A 21,546-nucleotide genomic window follows, 5' to 3' on the forward strand; every position below is an offset into this window, starting at 1 on the left:
TCTAATAGGCTGCATGATATCGTGTGATCGCTACCGCGTAATCACCTCTTGTAACTCCATGATTCGGTTTAAAAGTAGCAGTAACTGTTGGTTCTAAGTCATAAGGACCTTGTTCTACAGAATAATAGGCATTCAGGATGTTTAGGTCCAAAGCCAGTTGAACATAGCCACGCAGGTTGGAAGGAATATTAGCTGCATCCTCGATGGCGATACGTTCTGAACCGTATTGAACAGTCAATGGTTCGTTGTTTTTTGCTTCTGCTTCTTTTTGCAAGCCAAGACTTTGGATTAACGTATAAGCAAGTTCTGCTCGATTTACTCCCAGGCTTGGTGAGAATTTCCCATCGGCAGTCGGTAAAATGATGCCTTTGTTCTGATGGTTTACATCACGAAGGGCTGCACCTTTCGCGGTAACCGCTTCTACAAAAGCAGAGTCCGTTTCTATTACATCGTTAAAGCTTGAAGCAGATGGAAGGGATTGACGTACACCCACGCCCATCACTAAATATTTAGCAAGGTCTAAACGGGTTAATTTATCATCCGGACGGAAATTGCCGTTTCCATCACTATCCAACAATCTTTCACTGACTCCGATCTTAATGGCCCCTTCAGCAGGATGTCCGCTAATATCATTAAGTCCTGTAAACCCACCTGCTTTTTTGAAAGTTAAATCCCCTTTCACCGTTTCTTCTAATGCAAGAGCACGTTGCAAGCCCTCGACTGTAAGTGTCCATGTTCCAGGCTTTGGTGCAATGACTTGTACGGTACGGTTGGTGTACAGAGTGAACAAAAGGGAAATACCTGAAGTGTAGCGTGTTCCATCTGGTGAAGTTAACACTAGATTTATTGTGTTACCTGTTTCTTCCAAAAGACCTTTCGCATTAATTCTGGCCGTTAATTCGGTAATTCCTTCTTCAACGGTAAATGTTTTTTTGCTTGGGTTAACTGAACTATACGGAATTTCTACTGACTCTCTAGTCACATCAAGCTCAACATTTGCGTTAAAGGTTTTATTAAGATTTAAAGTTGATCCATATGCTCTATTCGTGAATGCTTTATCCACTGCTGCATAGGCATTTACATAACCTGCTCCAACCTCCCATGATTCATGTCCAGGCATGTTCGTCGCGGTTTGCTGAATAATTTGTTTCACTTCGCTAGGAGAAAGGGACGGATTTGCTTCCAATAATAGCGCTACTACACCCGCAATGTGAGGAGCAGCCATTGATGTACCGCTCATTGTTGTATAAAAAGGGAGATAAGCAGGTTCAATGTTTTCTACATCATCCGTTGCTCCCAAGCTGGAGACAGGTGCAATGACTCTCGTAGAGATTATTCCTTCACCAGGCGCTGTAATGGTTGGACGGTCTTCCCACGTAAAGGTTTTACCATCCATTGCAACCGTTCCACCTTTATTAGATACACCACGAGATGAAAAGTCAGCTAACTTTCCTTGTTTAGTACCTGCTGCGACGGTAATTACCCATGGAGCTTTTTTATAGTTTCCTGAAATAGTAGATTCACCAGGCCCTGAATTTCCAGCTGAGAATACGGTTACTATTCCACGATCGTAAAGTTTTTTTGTTGCCACGTTAATAGGATTAAATGGATCAAACTCTGTCCCGGCATCGCTTGTTGTTCCCCAAGAGTTTGTAATCACACGGATATTATATTGAATTTGATGGGTTAACGCATAATCAAAACCGCCAATCGTATCTAAAATCGCTATTGCTGCACCTGAGCCGTACCCAATTAGATTAGCTCCTGGTGCGACGCCTTCATGTTTTCCTGATGATTTTTCACCTGTACCGCCAACAATCCCAGCAACATGCGTCCCGTGTCCGCCGGTGCTGTCCGTATTAGGAATATTTTCTTGGTAGGTAATAGGCAATAAAGCATCTAGAGCATGAAGGTTGGTACTTGCCATTACGTTTTGCACGAGATTCTCACCGTATTTATGATCCTCGTGTGTACCATCGACACCACTATCGTTAACAACAACGCCAATGCCTTTCCCGCTTACAGGAAGGCCGCCATTCAATTTGCGCATGTTATCATCCGTTCGTAGCTTATCAACCCCAGTTAGCGCAGTTGATGCGTTGTTATCGTATTTAACCGTTTGGTTGTGATAGATGGAATAAACTTCTGGATGATTTGCTAGAGCTTTGACTTGATCGAATGTTGCCACTACTCCGGCCATAGGTAAGCTCTCAAATGTCATCCCTTTTGTAATATCTACGTTTTTAAGGAGATTGATTTGAGACTCGGTAGGAGCACCTTCCCCTTTATAGGTAACAATCACTTCTAAACTAGCAGTCGAATCTGAAAATAAAGATAAAAGCTTTGAATCAATTTTTGCAGTTTGTGTCTCTGCACTTGCTGACGAAAACGGTATGGCTGCAAAAAAAGTTAAAAAAGCAAGTGTAAATGCTAAAAAGGTCCTCTTCAATCTAAATACCCCCTAATTGTAAAATTCTGATAACTTGACTTTATTATCCATGAAGAGAGTATCGGCTTCAATTATGCATTCGTACTATATTGTTGTCACAGAAGTAGTACATACCCCCTTTTTTGTCCCGCTCGGTACATTTGGGGATTGCCCTTTTAGTGTACGGTGCTGGACGGCGTGGGTATTGGATGTGTCGGGGAATGTCGGCGAGTGTCGCCTCGCGAATATATTGATATTCTCGTGAAATTAAGCAAAAAATTCGTGAATATATGGTGATTTCTCGTGAAATTATTGATGAAATTCGTGAAATTACAGCTTTCGTAGGTCATTATCGGGCATTTCAACTTTTGCCACCAACGGACGAATGCGCCAAACTGGGTGCAACCGCCAGTAAAAATGAAAGGTGAAATGCACTTGAATAAAATCGAGTTAAAACCACCCATCATTATTAAGAAATTGGAGTCAATAATGAAGAGAGTTCCCAAAACTCATCAGAAACAGCCTCAAATCACAGAAAGACACCGGAGATTTAAATCAGGTTTTAACGGTGAGCAGTCATTAAAATTCTTTTACCGTTATTTGCCTAAGGAGGGGCTGAGCTATCTCCCTGGGTTAAGGATCATGCACGATGATTACTACTTTCAGATGGATCTTCTTATCGTTACACCACACTTCTTCCTTATACTTGAGATCAAAAATCATGCAGGACACCTTTATTTCGATGATAAAATAAAACAAATGATTCGGTCGGTTAATGGAAAAGTTGAGGCTTATGAAGACCCTATTGAACAGGTAAAACGGCAGAGCTATCACTTGGAGAAAATTATAGAGGAATACAAGTTACCAGCTGTTCCGATAGAGAGACTTATTGTGATTTCAAATTCCTCGACCCATGTTGGGTTTTCCCCTTCCTATAAAGAAGCGTTTCAAAGAGTGATCAAGAGCTCTCAGCTTCCCAACAAGTTCGCCGAATATCAGCAAAAGTACCAAGAACCGTTACTAACGAAGAAGGAAATCAGTAAGTATATTAAACAGTTGTTTAAATTACATGACGCCTATGATCCGGATGTTTGCGAGCTCTTCCAAATTAATAAAAGTGAGCTAATGAAAGGTGTGTATTGTCAGAAATGTGACCGGTCTTTCATTATGCAATATATACGTGCAAATTGGCGATGCTCAAATTGTGGGCATACATCGAAAACGACTCATGTTGAAGCACTCATCGATTACGCACTGCTAATCTCGCCAACCATTACGAACCAGCAATGCAAAGATTTCTTAAACTTGCCTTCCCGGAGCATAACGACCCACTTGCTCAAAACCCTCAATCTACCTTATGAAGGGTCCAGAAAATCGCGATCCTACCACTTATTGCCGCTTTTAAAATTCCATAAAGAAAACTTAACTGATGCCTAGGCTTTATCCGTCAGCTTTAGTTGCACTTATACTTTATTCCTAGCCTTGTTGACTGCGTCGTTTATCAATCAGTTAACAAGTTATACTTTCTTAAAGTACAAAAAACACCATACTTCCTATCACGACAGAAAGAATGGTGTTTTTTTTAATTGTATTAATAGTTATTAAAGAAACGCGTCATGGCAACTGCAAATTCTCCGCGAGTAACGTTTTTTGTTGGGTGAAGTGCAGCATGTATGGTTGGCTCTAAGTCATATGGTCCTTGGGTGGATGTAAAATGTGCATTCAAGATTCCCAGATCAAGTGCCAGTTGTACATAGCCCTTTAACTCACCAGGTATTTCGTTTGCATCACTAATTGGTAATCTATCTCCTTTATAAGCAACGGTTACTTCTCCATTAAAGCTTTGAGCTTGCTCTTGTAAACCTAAGCTTTGTACGAGTGAATAAGCGAGTTCAGCACGGGACACCTTCCCTGAACCATTGAACGCCCCACTTTCATCTGACTGCATGACACCTTTATTTTGATAGTTTCCTTTCAATGCTGCACCTTTTGTCAGCACTGCTTCAATGGATGCATTGTCAGTTGTCTGTTCAACTTGACGGATTCCCCCACCCATCACTAAATAGGCAGCTAAGTCATTTCTGGACAAGAATTCATCTGCATAAAATTTCCCATCTAGTTTTGCGTCAAATAAACGCTCGTTAATACCTAACTTAATCCCATCTGCTGCAGGATGTCCTTCAATATCCTGTAATCCCGATAGCGTGTTAGCCGTTTTTTGCGTGATTGTACCAACAACTTTTTCAGGAACTGCAGCCCCAGTATAAGCACTGACTTTCAGTTTCCATTCGCCTGATGCAGGCTGATCAACCGTAATCGTATTTACAAGATCTATACTATACGTGGGGTTAAATCCAGATTCATATTCAACACCGTTTGGATCAGTGATGGTGAATATTAATGGATTTCCTCCTTCTTCCGTATACGTATCTCCGTCTGCGTACATTTTCGCTACAAGCTGAGCTTGGTTTTCTTTTACTTGAAAGATTTTTTCATTAGCAGAAGCTGGGCTGTATTCCATTTCGTAATTTTCTCGCATAACATCCATAGAGCTCGATGCATGAAATGTTTTATTCTTATTTACAGTTGTTCCATATAATTTGTTATGATTCAGCGCGAGATCAACAACTGCGTATGCATTTATATACCCTGCACCAACCTCATAAGCTTCGCGACCTGGTATATTTGTTGCTGTTTTTTGTAAAATTTCTTTTACTTCATTAGGCGACAAAAGTGGATTCGCATCTAAAAGTAAAGCAACTATTCCTGCTGCATGTGGTGTTGCCATCGACGTTCCACTCATATGAGCATAATAAGGAACATGGGCAGGATTTAATTTAATATCTTTTGTTATGGATAAAGCACCAAGCGGGGCGATTACTCGGGTTGATATAATATCAACTCCAGGTGCTGTTATCGTTGGTTCGTCCGTCCATGTCCATGTTTCACCATCTACTTCAAATGTTTGACTGACGCCTCTTGTCCCACGTGAAGAGAATCCTGCTAATTTCCCATCCTTTTGTCCGGCTGAGACAGAAATAACCCATGGAGCCTTTGCATAAGGGTTATGTGTATCTTCATCCGGTCCTGAATTCCCTGCAGCAAACAAAACCACGATTCCCCGATCAAAGCAACGTTTAGTCGCTACGTTTACAGGATCATCAGGAAAGAAATCATCATTCGTGCCCCAAGAGTTTGTAATCACTCGAATATCATAGAGACTTTGGTTCGTTATCGCATAATCAAATCCGCCGATCAAATCAAGGATAAGTACAACTCCCCCAGAACCATACCCAATTAAGTCAGCACCAGGTGCAACTCCTTCATATAGTCCAGAGGACATTTTCCCAGTACCGCCGACTGTCCCTGCTACGTGTGTTCCATGACCGGAATTCGTATCCGTATTCGGGACATTCTCTTGGTAAACGACAGGGGCTAATCCAGTAGACATCGGCATATTGGTTGTACCTAACACGTTTTGTACTAAGTTTTCCCCTAACTTTAGGTCAGGGTGTGTACCATCAACACCGCTATCATTAATAACAACTCCAATACCATCTCCCGATACTGGTAAGCCGCCGTTCGCTTTTCTCATGGCTTCATCTGTTCGGACTTTATCAACGCCCGTTAACTCGGTCCCTTTTGCGTTATAAAAATCTACTTTGCGATTTAAATAAAGAGAGCGTACATCTTTATTTTTTGAAAGAGATGCAATTTGATCTGAAGTTGCTAACACTCCCGCAATAGGTAATGATTGCATCGTAACCCCAGTATCAATTCCTAGTGATTTTAATACATTTATGTTTTCTTTTGTCGGCGCACTTTCACCGTTGAAAGTGACTATGACATTCACTAATCCAGTGTTCTGCTTCATTTCTTCCAATAGATGTTTATCAATTGTTGCATATGTCTGATTTCCATTTGCGTTAGCTTCAATTGAAGGTAAAAACAGACTTACCATTAAGACAATAGCTAAAACCATTACATTCAATCGTTTAATTCGTTTCAAAATTCAAGCCCTCCCTTTTTTCATAAATTTCAGATTATTTCATCTATTAACCTATCACCAATCACTTTTTTTATCTATCATAAGAACGGCATATTTTTAGTTGCAAAAGTAGTAGTTATCCTAGTTCTAATTTTTGATGTAAATAAAATCTCTAATATTTTTTTGCAGAATAGGGACACATTTTCTATATAGAAAAAGAACATGTTTGTAATTTAAGACTCTACCAATTCTCTGTTCAACCTCTTAATGAAAGGGTTCATAAAAAAGGCGTTAATCCTTTTTGGATCAACGCCCGATAGTGGAATAATCCTATTTAAGTTGACTTTCAACTTCCTCACCGTACTTTTCAACTTGTTCATTATCATTCGTAGTATCGTATTTCTTTTCTAGTTTAGGTTTCAGCTTTAACCAAATGACATTCTTCTCATAGATATCTCTGTCAAAATGGTGGTTAAGTTCTTCCAGAGATAACCCCATTGCATCTGCAAATGCTTGATGCTGGTGCAAGTTACTTGTATCTGGACCTTCCTTAATGTAATTCTCTACTTCTTTTTGAGTAACAGAAACTTCGTATTCGTCTTTAGCGATTGATTTCCAAACCCTATCTTCTTCCATCGCCTGTTCAGCAAGCTGTATAACTTGTTCATCCGTTAAATCTGTTATATAGGTTAATTTTTCTTTGGCCAAAATCCTTATAATCCATTTATTTAATTTTCCATCTTCCTCAAGTTCATTTGCTTCAGATACTACTTCTTCAAAAACCATTTTATAATCTTCATACGTGTAAGTATTCGCAATCTCTCTTAGTTCATCATCGCTTTTCATCTTCACATCTAACTGAGTATTTGAATTTGATTGGCAACCTGTAAATAAAATTACCGCCATTATACACAATGCGTGCATTTTAATGAATTTCAACATTTTCTCTCCCTTAAATAAAATCCCCCTTCTTCAACAATCCTGAAGAAATGCACACGTTAGTTGAAGCAGAAAATATTACAAATTTGTTCTTATATCATTTTTATAAATGTCCACTTTGTTTGCTGTTAGCTTAAATGATTTATTTTCCCCATTGATATCTCCAATTTCTGAGACTTGTTTTCTGCCCAGCTCATTTAAAGGAATATCACTTACTCCTTGAGCCTTACCTAGGGAATTCCATTCGATTATTCCGTGCCGAATTAATCTTATGGTAGACATTCTCCACCCTTTTCTTAAGTTCTAGTTCTTCAACTAACCTGCTACTATTCTTTAGCATATAGAAAAAAGTTGAAGATCCTGCATCTCAATCTTCAACTCTGGCCTCTTAGTTGAACATGCAATAACTTACTTGGTTTCACTATTTAATTCCTCAGACCATTTAAGAAACCATTCATCGGGCAAGGAAACTTGAGATAAGTCCAAATTTCGCAACTTTTTATATGGAAATGTGTTAATTAAATATAAATCCCATTGACATTCAATATCTCGTGCAACACTGAATGCTATTTCATCCCTCTCAGTCAAATCAATATCATCATCATCGAAAGCCATCGTAAGGTTATCACACCATTTGGCAAACTCGTATTGAGTAAACTGGTTTTCTTTGTTACAAATGTTATTTAACAGTTCTTTCAAGTTATCGTAAGTATATGGCAAATTAATTGTTGTATCGTTCCATTTCCAATTCATAGAACACCTCCAACTTATTTTTCTGCTGTCTTTTCTACCATATTTAATCTCATTAACCTGCTTATCCTACGGCAGCAACACTATGTATCAATCGTACACGATTATTAAATAAAGGTTTTTAGTATCAATATACTGTACCTGATGAAGCAACACCATAAAGGATTAATTGTTAATACCATATTTTTTATCAAGAAAACAATCTTTGTTCATAACGTTGACTCAATTCCTTGTTCAACTAACCTACTTGATTGTCCAATAAGTTCAAGAAAAACGGCGATAATCCTCCTTGGATTATCGCACCGTATTGCTGAACAAAATTGATTTATTTTTCTGGATTAATCAGTATAGATTTTTTTGGTACAGTACCTGGCTTAGTTGCATGGGGATTTTTTGATTGCTCAAAAGGTATTAAATAATATTATTATAGGTGCGAAGTATTAAAAAAACTTCTTTACTTTCCACTTAAATATTTGGTAAGATTATCCACAATTAATTACATGCTATGAAGAGAAGAGTACAATCGGCAATTCTTCAAAGAGAGCTCCAGTTGGTGAAAAGGAGTAAGAGTTAATGATTAGAAGCAAGCCTCAGAGCAGCACATTGGATCCATGTAGGTGATAGTGTGACAGGAGCTCCTGTTATAGAGCTAGGGTATATGTATGGTCTTCCTACCGTACCTAATAAGGGTAATATGGTGACATATTATTAAACTGGGGTGGCACCACGGCGCGCAACAACTCGTCCTCAAGACAAAGGTCTTGGGGGTGAGTTTTTTTATTGTCCAAGTTTAGATTCACAAAGGAGTGGAGATGAAAATGCGTATAAAAAAGTTGATAAGGTCGTGGAAATACCCTTCCGTTATATTGTCAAGCATTGGTATTTCGAGTATAGGGGAATGGGTGTATTTTATAGCACTAAATTTAATCGTTCTTGATATGATGGGAGTACTTGCTGTCTCAGGTCTATATATACTTAGAGCTTTATCTACTTTATTTACTACCATTTGGTCAGGTAGTTTAATTGATCGATTGAATAAAAAGCATCTTATGGTGTGGCTTACTATATTCCAAGCAGTGTTTATTGCCTTACTGCCTTTACTATCCTCTCTTTGGGCCATATACGCTATTGTCTTTTTTATAAGTATAGCTAGTTCCATGTATGAGCCTACATCAATGACTTACATTACGAAGTTAATTCCTGCTGATCAAAGAAAACGATTTAATTCTCTCCGAAGCCTAATTGATTCTGGGGCATTTGTTACTGGACCTGCAATTGCAGGAATGATGTTTATGATTGGTAGTCCTAATTTTGCGATCTATATGAATGCAATAGCCCTGTTTTTATCAGCACTAATCACATTGTTTATGCCCAATATTGAAAAAAATGATTTTATTGAAACAAAAGAAGAAAAAATAACCTTGAAAGTATTAAAAAATGATTGGAAATTAGTTGTTAATTTTAGTCGTAAACACATGTATATTATGGTCATTTATTTACTATTCAGTGCAGTGATGGTTTTGGCAACTGCTGTAGATTCTCTGGAAGCAGCATTTTCTACAGAAGTGCTTTTTTTATCAGAGAGAGATTATGGATTCCTGGTAAGTATTGCTGGTGTTGGAATAGTTGTAGGCGCCATAGTAAACATAATAATTGTTAAAAAAGTAGCTACCTCTTGGCTGATTGGTCTTGGATCCTTAACGGTTTCAAGCGGTTATATAATTTATGCTTTTTCGGTAAATTTTTTAATAGCAGCAACTGGTTTTTTCATTCTCTCTTTTTCGATGGCTTTTATTAACACAGGATTTGACACATTTTATCAAGATAATGTTCCTGTTGAGGTAATGGGGCGGGTTGGTAGTGTTTATGGTTTCATCGAAGCTTTTTTCATTATTATTGGGACTATAATTTTTGGTATCATAGCTGAATCGATATCTATTCGGTTTGCTGTCATATTAGGAACTTTAGTAATGTTTGCAGTAACGATTATATTATTTATCTTTAATACGCAGCCCACTAAAGCAGAGTATTATTCCGAGAAACATCAGTTACAAACTTCTGTCACTGATTAGAAATGTATAAAATAGCGTTAAGAAATGTGGAGTTAATGTAAGGATGGTTGCAATAGAAACCCAATTTTTCAGTGTCACAATGGGAATTGGGTTTTATTTGTTCAACAGGCTTGCACTTTAACGTAATATCAACTCCATGTTATTTTTGCAAGCAGTTTTTCCGTTAAATGGCCCTATTCATAAAAAAGAGCGCATTTCTTATTACAGAAATGCACCTAGAACAATGGCAATACCTTTATTTGGTCGGATAAAGATTCTGATATGTTTCTACTGTATGTTTAATTAAATCCTTTAAAACATTGGTATCGATATCAGCTAATTTATTTACATAAATACAAGCCTTACTCTTTGTGTATTTACCAAAGTTTTCTAATAATTTTTCTCTTTCTTCACTTTCATAGGCCAAATAAAGACTAATTTTCGCCTTTCTTGGTGAAAAACCTACTAAAGGCGCATCCCCTTCATGTCCTGATGCATACTTATAGTGATAGCTACCAAAGCCTATAATACTAGGACCCCACATTTTTGCGTCGTAACCAGTTACCTCTTGAAAAAGTTTTAATAACTGATACGCATCTGCCTTCTTCTTCTCATTTTCCACACTTTCAATAAATTCTATTACACTATTGTCCGTTTCTTTCATCTTCGGTTCATACATATATGCGCTCTCCTTTTATTTGAGTAAATACTTTTTTACATTATTATTGTCATCATTATTGCAATCTAGAGTAAAAGTCGTCCAATTTCCTTACTTCTTTATCTTTTATGACTCTTATCCTGTACTCCCGTCTAGAAGCTCTAATTTTGTTACGTTATCAAGATTTTTCTTATAAAATTGAGGAAGCGTTTTGTTTCTAAGCTACAACATGCTGATAGAGAAAATAACAAGAACAATGCTATCAATATTTTTGAATTCTCATATAACCTTCCTTACCTCTAGCGTTAAACTCCTTTTACGTTACTTCAATAAAAAAGCGCATTTCTCCTTCTTGAAAAAATGCACCCGATTGAAGAAGATGAAAAAAACTTTGAATAAAAAAACATAGGAAGAATTTAATCTTCCTATGCTTTCAATCCTATTATTTATCTGTTTGTTCTTGCTTCTTTTTCAAATACTCCGCACGTATTTTTTCAAGATGCTTCTTTTTATCAAATTTGGCAGGCGTCTGTTTTTCATGAAACTTTGTCACAGCTACTTTACCTTTGTGATCCAATTGATATTTCCCCAATTTGTTCACCACTTTTCTTATCTTACAAGAGAATCTATTCAACATATATAATATACCTTATTTTACTGCTGCTAACTTTGCATATTTAAGGAAATTAATTAATCAATCTTTTTCAAGAAAAAGATCTTAAATTATCCCTGGTTATTATCCCTTCTAATAGAAGAGATTTGACTACGCCTTTATTTTAAGAAAAAGTGCAACTTGAAGGTAACGAGAAGTTAGTTTCGTTATTATAATTCTTTTATTGAAAGGTAACCTTGGAGGATTTCCCTAAGGTTTTACCCGTTTTGAGTCAACGTTGCAGTCTTTGTTTTTTGTTTTCGTTTACCCCATGGCTTTAAAACGGATATGACAATTACAAAAAGCAATAGTGAAGTTTGAATAATGGAGCTGATAATCAACATGTTTCGATCGTGGAGGTAGACTGGATCGGTCAATGCATCTAAACCTTTAGCCTTTGTTATCTGGATAGAACCTTGAACCCAAATGTTTAACATACTGCCGAGACCGAAAGTAAATAGCGTGATGATTTCTTTTGCTATGATCCAATAGTGTTTAACAAAACCCCAATGCGTTTTAAGGGAAAGAAAAATCCCTGTTATGATGACGCCTAATAGCCCTGGTATGATCATCGAAAGATCAACGATATGCATAAAATGATGAGAAACTTTTAACACTTCTGCAGTATTTGCTGTGAGTGCGGAGATGATGAGAATCCACTGTGTAAAGCTTCCTCCCACAAAAAGAACAGTTGAGATTAAATGAAAGATTAGCCACCAGTTTTTCTTCGTTAATTTTTTTCCAAATTGTTTCTTCATTTTTTTCACCTCTTTCCAAATAATTTAACACCGTTAAATTAAATCTAACACTGTTAAGTTTAAATGGTGAGTGTTACAATTGTCAATAGGCAAAGGAGGAATTTTATGGGAAGAAAAAAACTAACAAGTAAAGATGAAATTCTTGATAAAAATAAAATTCTTAATACAGCAATCAATTTTATCAATACAGAAGGATTAAAAAAACTTTCAATGCGAAATGTTGCAACCGCCCTGGAGACAAGTGCAGCATCTCTCTATTGGCACATTAAAAACAAGCATGAGTTATTACAGCTACTATCAGAGGAGATCGTTAAAAAGGTTCCTTATCCTGATCCAGCGAAAGATTGGAATGAACAAGTCATTGAATTTGGCAAAGGCTATCGAAATGCTTTGCTTACGATTCGAGATTCTGTTGAGATCATGACGGAGACAGTTCCTATGACCGCCGAAAGACTCAATCTGATCGAATATATTTATCAAGTATTAATAAAAGCTGGAGTTAAGGCGAAAGAAGTACCAGCAGCAGCAGGTTTGATTCATAATTATGTTCTTTCTTTTGTGAAAGATGAGATGGCTCATCTTGAACTAGCAAAGGGAGAGGGCGTCTCAATAGAAAAACAAATGCAAGAAACTAGTGAAATGTTTAAAACATTGGACAAAAGTCAATTTCCAGCAATTGTAGAACTTGCTGAGTACTCGGTAAATATACACGGAGAAACAGCGTTTGAATTGGGATTATACATGATATTAGATGGACTATGTAAAAGAATAGAAGAAGGACTTACCTAGAAAAGATCATTAGGTAAGCCCTATTCTTTATCTCTTCAATTCTTGTCCCATACCTTTTAAAAAGTCTAAATCTAGCGCAGTTAACATCTGGGTCCACTCTATAAATAAGTAATTCTAAGTCAAATTCCTGGTAAACAAGACAAACGTCCACGAGTAACATCGCAATAAAAATAAACGTAAGTCCTTTTGGAAGTGGTTTTATTTCAATCTGAACAAAAAGCCTATGAGAGTTTTTATTTTTACACCTCTTTAAAGCATACGGCTTTTAGGACGGAGGCACCACGAGGCTATGTTTAGTGCAGCATATAAAAGCGGAAGGATAATGTGAAACCCGTAATCACCATAATCGTTAACAAACGCATGAGATAAAGCTGCACCAGTCATTAAAAAGAAGATACCAGCGTGAACCCATTCTTTAAGACGAGTAAAACCTGGCACGACGAGAACAATGACTCCCAGCACTTTCCAAACCCCAAGAATGGTCAAGATGTATAATGGGTAACCAAGATTCGTCACTAACTCGACGTTCCCCCCATATTGTATCAATTGCCCAATACCACTCAACATAAGAGCTGCTGCGAGTAATAATGTTACAGTCCAGTATGCAATCATTTTTCCTCGGAACTGGCTTTCTACATTCTCGGCTGTTTCGACGACGATCATCTTACTCATTTGTTTCCTCCTTCTAATGGGTTATGACCACCAATACGGAAATACCGCTTTTACCTTCTTTAATATTCTCCTTTAATGACAAAGAAAGAGCCCCTAATGACTCCAGCGAGTTTCGACTTTTGCCTAGCAAACTTAAACTTTCCTTCTAATTCCTTTGGTACGTTCATTCCTTCAGAAAGCTTAAAGCCTACTGCACGCTTCTTAGAGTCATCAATCGTATACATGACGTTGACCGCAAGACCATCCTCATAAAAGACATAAGCAAACTTAATATTTTCAACTTGAAACCTCGACGTTTCCAAAGGTTTAGCCGCAAACTCAATATCACGTTCTTTTAATATCCCGTTCACATAATCAAGGGTCTCCTGGCTTTGGCTAGCTGGTTCAACCGTAAATGCGTGCTTGTATTTGTTCATAAAGTAACGGGCTTCATTTGCTCGTAAACCAGCAAGCGCTTCTGCAGCAGGCGAAGACTCAAAACCAACCGCAGACACATTTTTAAAATCAACGACATAGGACATTACCATCACTCCTTTTTGTTATTTCCTGACAACAGGAATCCACATTTCACCATAAATCATGCCGTTACGATGCTCCATTTCAACACTTGCATTTGGTCCGCCAACATAGGCAACATTCTTTGCTTCTGGCAGGACTTGACCGAATGCAACGGCAGCAAGCTTGTTATTTAAATCATCAGCCGTCTTCCCTTCTCCTTTAACCACTACGTATTCCCCTTTAGGAAATTGAATCACTCTGGCTTCTTCTGGTGCCAATGCCTCTGTCATGACGCCTGCATAATGCATCATCTTGTTATTCACCGCTTCGTTCACAGCAAAAACGAGGTCATTGGCGGCCATAGATTTTAAAGTGTCCAGCCTTCCATCTTGGCTGACAGCCTCCCAAAAATCTGACTTTTCCTTGTTTATGCCCTCATAATCTGTGTAATCACTCTTAAGCTCCGTTCCAAGACCGATCACGGTAAACCCTTCTTTTTCTTCTAGCATATAATTTGCCATTTACAAAACCTCTTTTCTAATTTTTTTACTTATTTGTATTTTCCGCTTGATAGGTATATCATAATTTTAAATCATGTCAAAAAATGATACTGTTTAGGAGCGCTCATGAAGAAAGTTGAAAGGATCAATATTATCATGCGGTATATTAACAACCGCGCCCGTTTTACCATTTCTGAAATCATGAAGGAGTTTGATATCTCCCGTTCGACAGCTATTAGAGATATCAGAGAAATCGAGACAATGGGGATGCCGCTTGTTGCTGAGGTTGGAAGGGATGGGGGCTATTTTGTCATGCATAATTCCGTACTGCCCGATGTTCGTTTTACAAACAATGAGGTGAAAGCATTGTTTATTGCTTTTATGGCCACAAGAAACCAGCAACTTCCCTACTTAAAAAGCCGGCAGTCTTTAGCTGAAAAATTACTGGGCCTCATCTCCCAAAACCAACAGGATGAACTAGTTCTTTTAAATCAAATCTTGCTTTTTGAAGGAACCAATCCCCATAACCCCGATCTGCTTGATCTTTCTGACCTCCCTGAACCTATGTTAGAAACACTCATCCAAACCCTACTAATAGACAGCTATCTATTCCTTACCATTGAAGAAGAGAAGGGATTAAGGTCATATCCAATTTATCTTCTGCACCTTTATCGTGAAAAAAGCGCTTGGTTTATTGAAGGCTTTGACTTAAAGGAAGAGAAAAAAACGACCATTCCTGTCGACCGTCTTACCGATGTTAAATCTTACCCAGTAAAAAAAAGATTCAGCAAGAAAAAGATTTTAGAAAAACTATGCAAGCAGGAACAAGCCATCAACCTTGTCCTTGAGCTTGGCCCAAAGGCAATTGCACAATTCAAAAAATACCATCCTATAAAAGATTCAATCTCTTATACCAATCCATACCAAACCAAAGCCATTCTAAAGACTTTTATAAATGTCAATAATTTAGAAGAATTGACTGAAATGACAAATTGGCTACTTTTCCTAGGTAAGGATATCAAGGTCAAGGAAGTGCCAATAGAGGTGTTAGAAGGTTTACAAAAGAGATTATGCTCTCTTTTAGCGTAAATATATAATCCATGAATGGTCAGGTTATTCCATACCCTAAATTCCATTTAACACGTGACTTATCTTAGCTACACCTTCATTTTTTCACAGGTCTGCTTCATTCATTTGTTCAATCGTCTGCTTAAGACCTTCAGAATATGGTGTCTGGGGAACTGGTCCAATCCACTTTTCATACTTTTTGCCATTTAATATAACCGGTTCTTCATTTAAATAAAACATTTCAACAACTTCTTTCATCTGACGATTAAATAGACCGAGAAGTCGAATCATGTTCTTTGTAACCGTTGAAACATCTTTCTGAAAACCAGTAAGCTCACGGCATATATGAATGAGCTCGTTGCCTGAAATGATACCTGATCCAGGTATGTTCCAGTTTTGTCCATATGCTTGTTCATGAAGTGACAAGTTAACAATCGCTTTTCCTCCATCTGGTGTATAGATGAACTCCCTGGCTATGTTTTGGTCACCTACATAGCTAGCTTTCTTGTTCTTCACTACATTCATTAGTGTGTAATTCAAAATCGTATTTTCTGCATATGGTCCATAAAAATCAGGGAAATGTGCGATGAACGCAGGTACGTCTGATTGCATGACTATGTTTTCTACTTCTAGTCGAATTCTCCCTTTCTTCGTATGCGGATTTTTTACCGATGTTTCTTGAACCTCTATCTCCTTACTCCTTCCATATGCATAGATATTATCCACTACTGCAAGCTTTGCACCATGTTTCTTTGCGGTATGAAGGATATTGGACATCATAATCGGAAGCTTCTGTTGCCATTCACTATATGGGATGTTTGCAGCGTGGTATATAATATCTGTTTCCCTAGCTGCAGTATCTAGATCGTTTAAGTTAAAAATATCTCCCGAAAAGATCGTAACATTCAGATCTTGATGAAACAGCTTTTCTAATTTCTGGCGATTACGTGCAAAAGCGGTCACCTGAATACCTCTACTTGATAATTCTTTTACAATCGAATACCCCATACCCCCTGAAGCTCCTACTACTAAAGCTCTATTCATTACTCTTCCTCCTCATTATTAACCATTGGTCAATTATTAGTAAAAAAAAAGATTAATCGATTAATCTTTTCATTAAAAACTCCACGTGTACTTCAGCAAAATCTCTGACTTCCTCATAATCCACAACATGGCGGCAATAATGGATGACAAACCCATGCAATGATAAAAATAGACTGTATATCTCTTGAAGCGTGATTTGCTTTTCACATAAAGCAAAAATACTTTGTGCAAATTTCTCGTAACTTTTGTTCGGACCTTGATTAATAAAGTTTCGAACTTCTTCATCCTTTATCAAAAACATGATTTCATAATGATTTTGATGTGTCAGACCAAACTCAATGAAAGCCAATAGAATGTTTTTTAGCTTATTTTTCTTTTCTACCTGATGTTCCAACTCGTTATCCAAAATCTGATCCAACATAGTGAAGTGCTCTTCCACTAATGCATAAAACAACTCTGCTTTGCTTTGAAAATGGTAATATAAAGCACCATGACTATACTTTAATTCTTTTGCTATTTGTCTCATGGATACGTGCTGGTAACCTTTTTCCACAAATAGCTCTCTGGCCGCATTCAATATCATTTGCCGGGTAAGCTCTTGTTTGACCTTTTTTCTTGGTGACATATTCCCTCTCCCTTATTGACCAGTGTTCAATTTATATGGTAATCTAACTTCCTATTTATGTCAAAACTTTAAACATTAAAGGTCGCTTGTATCCTTTTGAAACATACAACTTTTGAAACTTAGGCAAAAATAAATACCACATAACTGTGTTCTCTTCCAAAAAGTTAAAAGAACATAGAGAATCGCATTGCTTTAGCACTTTTTTTTAATATTAATGGACAGATCTTATTCGGCAATTGCACCCGATAACGGAAGATCATTTATGTTAATTTTAGATGATATGAACTAAGTATTTCATTTAATTAATGGATTAAGTAAAAAAGTGCTCATGATTAATTGGGATCAGTGGTAACTAATTGTTAATTCGTTTGTTAACTTCAATCGTAATGAACTCCGGCAAATAATTGGGAGTACATCCTTTTGATACCATTTGATCTTTGTAAAGACCCGTTTTCTCACCAAGTTTAATACAACGTGTTCGGTACTTTTCATCATAAACGCCTATCCAGCCTGCGGTGAAATTCATAGCCCATTGAACTTCCGGTTCCTCCTGCGTAATATTAGCTTCAATTGCAGATAGTAAGTCTGCGGTATTATCAGGCGGTGTTTGTCCAGTCCATCTCAATCGCCCTTGAAAATACCAAAAAGCTCGTCTTTGAAGAGCAGAAGGACTATTTTCCCATAACTCCATCAATGCAATGTTTTTCTTATCTTTGGTGAGCTGATTAGCCAATATCCAATCCATTAAGTTAATTCGCTCATCAAATGTGTGAGTCTGCATATCCTTATCAAGCTTATTTAGTGCATCTTGTGAAAGAAGTTTTTTGTCCATAATTAAGATTGCCAATAATCTGGGCAAAAACTCCCTGGTTAACCAAAGTTCCATAGCTAGTTCATGATCTTTTTTAATGTCCTTCGCAATTTTTCGTAAGTCACCTAACTTAGTTTTACTATTGATCTGAGATAGAATGTTTTCTGCTTTTGTTGAGCGTTTTACTGTGCTCTTATTTTTATTCATTTGTTACAACTCCTTATTAAAGAACTGTTTCATAATATGTTATTAGCGGGATAGATCAATAATTAAATTTCGTTATAAGTCTTATTACTTACAATTTTACCATAACAATGTAAAAGGAGAGATTTATTTCAGCGTTACTTATGTTACGGTTTCCCATTACTAGTGCTAAACTATATCTTCAACAATCTGCCCCGTTTCATAAAGAAACGGCCATTTCTCATTAAAGAAATGCACCCGTTTACGGAAGAAGGTATTAAAGGAATTCCCTATGATTTTATTAGTACGTATCTTCTATTCCCATCTTTTCAAGACAATTAATAAGGACCTTTTTATCAATTCCATTGACTAAAAAATACTTTTCTTTATAAATCGTTCTTATAGCTTTTTTTACATCTTCTTTACTTTGCTTAATGCTATCTAGATTCTTAATAAAAAGGTTTAGTGGTATATCTCCCACCTCATCATGTAAAGGTGGTTGTCGATATATAATTTCTTCGTACTTTTTATAGTAATTTCTAGCAAAAAATCTATTTCTTTTAATACAATCTTCCTTTTCTTCTTCCGTATGTACGATATCTTGTGTTTCTGTTTCTAAGAGAATAGATTTAAGTGATGAGTTTCCTGCTGTAATAGCGTCTTTAATTAATAAATCTTCTAATTTCACTAATGTTTTAGATCCTAGTCCGTTACTTCGTACAAGAGGATTAGTTACTATATATACAATGAATCCTGAATTCACTTCAGCAAAATAGTGTCCTGTTGCAAATGAGACAAGTTGATCTCCTTCCAACCCTATCAAGAAATGATAGTTATTCGGACTTCTAGTCTTAGCATATTGTAAACTTTTTAGAAAAACACTATGTGGTTCTCTTATTTCAATAGGGAATGCTAGATCATATAACTCCATAACCATTTCTAAGTTAAATAAATTATCCTTTGTAATTTCAACCCACTCTACTGTCATAACATAACCACCTAATTAAATATTCCATCAATTGAACCACTAGTTCTATTAATTTTTACATAATTCTTATTCCACAATCCTGCACGTCTGTTCAATAAGTTTCATAGAAAAAACGTTAATCCTTCTTGATCAACGCACCCGATTGTTTAGCATTGACGCAAACAACCCTAGTTAGCTGAATGGGCTGTCGATATCTACTACTATAACATCACATCTACTATCATAGTATTAATGATAAATAGGGTAGCGTCAGGAAAATACGGATTTACAACGATAAGGAAATTCCAAATTAAAAAGCCCAACTTCTCTGCAAAGCAAAATAGAGAAAGTGAGCTTTTCAGTTACTTCATTTATTTATTGAATTCATTAACTGGAAGAAGTATTCAGGTTTATGAGTCTTATTTAGGTTATACCATGAATGTAATGTATCTGGTGTAAATACATCTATTTTTTTTAGTACCTCCATTGCAAATTCCAGAGGAGCTATTCCTGATGCAGTAACTAAATTCGCATCAGATACCGCAGATCCCAACTCATAGAATTTTTCTCCTTTATAGTTAGGACATACCGTTTTAGTGTATTCTAAATTATTACTTGTATGCTTTCTAGTATTTAAGTATCCCATATTCGCAAGGGCGTCAGTTGCACCACAAATTGCAGCAACAATGGTACCAAGCTTTAAAGCCTGGCCGATTCTTTCCAAGATAGGTTGATGAATGTCTTCACTCCAAGTAGTTCCTCCCGGTAAAATTAAAAGATCTTTATTTTCAAAAGTACATTCATCAAGGGACATATCTGGTTTTATGCTCAGCCCTCCCATAGTCGTAATCATTTCTTTACTAGCTCCTACTGTCATTACTTTTAAAGGTGCTAAATCTTTTTTGAAATTCCTTCCTGAGTTTAGTTCAGCTATTAAATATCCATATTCCCAGTCTGACATTGTATTAAATACATATAAAAAAACTTTTTTTGTTTGCATCCAATAGCACTCCAATCACAATTGATATAGCCTATTATAAAATAACTTCCCTGACAGTTAACGTCAGGGAAGTTATCATTCTTGATGAAATTTTATTAATTCCGAAAGAACTTCAATAAGTCTTTTCTTAAGACTTATTGGCTCAATAACTTTAATAGATTTATTGTACGGTAAAAGTAAATAAGGGACATATGTATGTATAATATCTTTTCCAAGAAGAAAAACGGCTTGATTTGAAGTCCGTTCTTGTAAATAATGTCCTAAAAACCAATGTTGGCAAATATCAGCCAATACACTTTTATCCCCATTAATAACCAAAGAAATAATCCCTTCATCCTTATCTTCTATAGGTGGAAGAAGATTTTTTATAAAAAAGTCACGTGCTGAAAAGTTTTCTGGCCGGTTAAACTTGTTTTCGGTTAGCATTAGACTTTCGATTCGATCGACTCTGAAACTACGGATATTATTCCTAAGATGACAGAATCCAATCACATACCACTTATTATTCCAATAGATAATTCTGTACGGATCGACCAATCTATAATTCAATTGCTTTTCGCCACTTTTATGGTAAAGAATTTTTACTGAGTACCCGTCAGCTAAGGCCTGCTCCAACTCCTTCAAAAAGGATTCCATAGAGAGAGAACTTAATCGACTTATTACTTCAAGACTAGTTAAATGTTGATTTATCTTTGTTTCCTGCTCTTGATTTGAGTAATTACTTAGTTTTGAAATGGCCCTATTTAGTGCTTCACCTCCATAATATCCGGCTTCTTCTGCAAAAACAGCAGCGTGAACTAGTGAAGTTTGCTCCTCAAAATCAAAAAATAGAGGAGCCTCAATAAAATTGTTCAATAAAGTGTATCCACCGTTATGTCCTGGTTCTGAAATTATAGGTACGCCACTTGTTGAAATTGTATCAATATAACGATACACAGTCCTTATATTCATCTCTAATTTTTCTGAAATTTGTTTCGCAGTAATTTTTTCACCTGAACGCAGCATCCATATAATTGCTAACATATTGTCAATTTTCGGCATATAATTCCACCTCTATATGAAATTTATATCTCTTTATAAATTTCATATATTTGTTATAATTCATTAACTGTTCCTATCCGATAGCTTTCTATATAATTTTCCTTCAAATTCCTCCGACTATATA

At 36.6% G+C, this 21,546-nt stretch carries 21 protein-coding genes and 1 other annotated feature; of the genes, 4 read left to right on the plus strand and 17 right to left on the minus strand.

The features are described 5' to 3' along the window. Position 1: 1 nt before the first annotated feature. Complete coding sequence (locus KUV80_RS09860; RefSeq protein WP_222462546.1) at positions 2-2,449, minus strand: S8 family serine peptidase; 2,448 nt, start codon at positions 2,447-2,449, stop codon at positions 2-4. A 414-nt stretch (positions 2,450-2,863) separates the two neighbouring features. Between KUV80_RS09860 and KUV80_RS09865 the strand changes: the two genes are divergently transcribed. Beyond that, positions 2,864-3,865, plus strand: coding sequence for a nuclease-related domain-containing protein (locus tag KUV80_RS09865; RefSeq protein ID WP_222462547.1), 1,002 nt, complete (start codon positions 2,864-2,866; stop codon positions 3,863-3,865). A 154-nt stretch (positions 3,866-4,019) separates the two neighbouring features. Here KUV80_RS09865 and KUV80_RS09870 read toward each other — a convergent pair whose 3' ends face one another. The 4 genes from KUV80_RS09870 to KUV80_RS09885 all read right to left on the minus strand — a co-directional run bounded on the left by KUV80_RS09870 (position 4,020) and on the right by KUV80_RS09885 (position 8,108). Further along, positions 4,020-6,437 (minus strand): S8 family serine peptidase, encoded by a 2,418-nt coding sequence (locus KUV80_RS09870; RefSeq protein WP_246625149.1) that lies wholly within the window; start codon positions 6,435-6,437, stop codon positions 4,020-4,022. A 309-nt stretch (positions 6,438-6,746) separates the two neighbouring features. Next, positions 6,747-7,358 carry a hypothetical protein gene (locus tag KUV80_RS09875; RefSeq protein ID WP_222462548.1) on the minus strand — a complete coding sequence of 204 codons (612 nt, stop codon included), beginning with the start codon at positions 7,356-7,358 and terminating at the stop codon, positions 6,747-6,749. 75 nt (positions 7,359-7,433) lie between these two features. Then, positions 7,434-7,637, minus strand: a complete 204-nt coding sequence (locus KUV80_RS09880; protein ID WP_222462549.1) for a histidine phosphatase family protein — start codon at positions 7,635-7,637, stop codon at positions 7,434-7,436. Positions 7,638-7,763: 126 nt separating this feature from the next. Then, on the minus strand, positions 7,764-8,108 hold the full coding sequence (locus KUV80_RS09885) for a hypothetical protein (protein ID WP_222462550.1): 345 nt from the start codon (positions 8,106-8,108) through the stop codon (positions 7,764-7,766). 493 nt (positions 8,109-8,601) lie between these two features. Then, positions 8,602-8,857 (plus strand) — a binding site (T-box leader). A 66-nt stretch (positions 8,858-8,923) separates the two neighbouring features. On the opposite strand from KUV80_RS09885, the gene KUV80_RS09890 reads away from it, so the two are divergent. Next, positions 8,924-10,177 (plus strand): MFS transporter, encoded by a 1,254-nt coding sequence (locus KUV80_RS09890; protein ID WP_222463131.1) that lies wholly within the window; start codon positions 8,924-8,926, stop codon positions 10,175-10,177. Positions 10,178-10,412: 235 nt separating this feature from the next. Here KUV80_RS09890 and KUV80_RS09895 read toward each other — a convergent pair whose 3' ends face one another. From KUV80_RS09895 to KUV80_RS09905, 3 genes are all read right to left on the minus strand, one after another. Next, a complete protein-coding gene (locus KUV80_RS09895; protein WP_222462551.1) occupies positions 10,413-10,835 on the minus strand; it encodes a DUF1801 domain-containing protein in 423 nt (140 codons plus the stop codon). 421 nt (positions 10,836-11,256) lie between these two features. Beyond that, on the minus strand, positions 11,257-11,406 hold the full coding sequence (locus tag KUV80_RS09900) for a hypothetical protein (protein ID WP_222462552.1): 150 nt from the start codon (positions 11,404-11,406) through the stop codon (positions 11,257-11,259). A 278-nt stretch (positions 11,407-11,684) separates the two neighbouring features. Beyond that, positions 11,685-12,224, minus strand: coding sequence for a DUF2269 family protein (locus KUV80_RS09905; protein WP_222462553.1), 540 nt, complete (start codon positions 12,222-12,224; stop codon positions 11,685-11,687). 105 nt (positions 12,225-12,329) lie between these two features. On the opposite strand from KUV80_RS09905, the gene KUV80_RS09910 reads away from it, so the two are divergent. Then, a complete protein-coding gene (locus tag KUV80_RS09910; protein WP_222462554.1) occupies positions 12,330-13,013 on the plus strand; it encodes a TetR/AcrR family transcriptional regulator in 684 nt (227 codons plus the stop codon). A 249-nt stretch (positions 13,014-13,262) separates the two neighbouring features. Here the strand turns inward: KUV80_RS09910 and KUV80_RS09915 are convergent, their stop codons facing one another. From KUV80_RS09915 to KUV80_RS09925, 3 genes are read right to left on the minus strand one after another with little or no spacing between them, the layout of a single operon-like run. After that, positions 13,263-13,685: a DoxX family protein gene (locus KUV80_RS09915; protein WP_222462555.1), complete on the minus strand. Its 423-nt coding sequence runs from the start codon at positions 13,683-13,685 to the stop codon at positions 13,263-13,265. A 59-nt stretch (positions 13,686-13,744) separates the two neighbouring features. Next, a complete protein-coding gene (locus tag KUV80_RS09920) occupies positions 13,745-14,206 on the minus strand; it encodes a phage tail protein (protein WP_222462556.1) in 462 nt (153 codons plus the stop codon). A gap of 18 nt (positions 14,207-14,224) precedes the next feature. Continuing rightward, positions 14,225-14,704, minus strand: a complete 480-nt coding sequence (locus KUV80_RS09925) for a GyrI-like domain-containing protein (RefSeq protein ID WP_222462557.1) — start codon at positions 14,702-14,704, stop codon at positions 14,225-14,227. A 105-nt stretch (positions 14,705-14,809) separates the two neighbouring features. Between KUV80_RS09925 and KUV80_RS09930 the strand changes: the two genes are divergently transcribed. After that, on the plus strand, positions 14,810-15,772 hold the full coding sequence (locus KUV80_RS09930; protein ID WP_222462558.1) for a helix-turn-helix transcriptional regulator: 963 nt from the start codon (positions 14,810-14,812) through the stop codon (positions 15,770-15,772). Between the two features lie 84 nt (positions 15,773-15,856). On the opposite strand, the gene KUV80_RS09935 is transcribed toward KUV80_RS09930, so the two are convergent. The 6 genes from KUV80_RS09935 to KUV80_RS09960 all read right to left on the minus strand — a co-directional run bounded on the left by KUV80_RS09935 (position 15,857) and on the right by KUV80_RS09960 (position 21,422). After that, positions 15,857-16,795: an SDR family NAD(P)-dependent oxidoreductase gene (locus KUV80_RS09935; protein ID WP_222462559.1), complete on the minus strand. Its 939-nt coding sequence runs from the start codon at positions 16,793-16,795 to the stop codon at positions 15,857-15,859. A 52-nt stretch (positions 16,796-16,847) separates the two neighbouring features. Next, positions 16,848-17,420, minus strand: a complete 573-nt coding sequence (locus tag KUV80_RS09940; RefSeq protein WP_222462560.1) for a TetR/AcrR family transcriptional regulator — start codon at positions 17,418-17,420, stop codon at positions 16,848-16,850. A 352-nt stretch (positions 17,421-17,772) separates the two neighbouring features. Further along, positions 17,773-18,438: a DNA alkylation repair protein gene (locus KUV80_RS09945; RefSeq protein ID WP_222462561.1), complete on the minus strand. Its 666-nt coding sequence runs from the start codon at positions 18,436-18,438 to the stop codon at positions 17,773-17,775. Between the two features lie 277 nt (positions 18,439-18,715). Continuing rightward, positions 18,716-19,402 (minus strand): GNAT family N-acetyltransferase, encoded by a 687-nt coding sequence (locus tag KUV80_RS09950; protein WP_222462562.1) that lies wholly within the window; start codon positions 19,400-19,402, stop codon positions 18,716-18,718. A 346-nt stretch (positions 19,403-19,748) separates the two neighbouring features. Beyond that, positions 19,749-20,381, minus strand: a complete 633-nt coding sequence (locus KUV80_RS09955) for a type 1 glutamine amidotransferase family protein (RefSeq protein ID WP_222462563.1) — start codon at positions 20,379-20,381, stop codon at positions 19,749-19,751. A 75-nt stretch (positions 20,382-20,456) separates the two neighbouring features. Beyond that, the gene (locus KUV80_RS09960; protein WP_222462564.1) at positions 20,457-21,422 is read right to left on the minus strand and encodes a helix-turn-helix transcriptional regulator; all 966 of its coding nucleotides are present in this window, start codon (positions 21,420-21,422) and stop codon (positions 20,457-20,459) included. Between the last annotated feature and the right edge of the window lie 124 nt (positions 21,423-21,546).

Origin of the sequence: Fictibacillus nanhaiensis (assembly GCF_019801215.1) — a bacterium.
Classification (GTDB): Bacteria; Bacillota; Bacilli; order Bacillales; family Fictibacillaceae; genus Fictibacillus; species Fictibacillus nanhaiensis_C.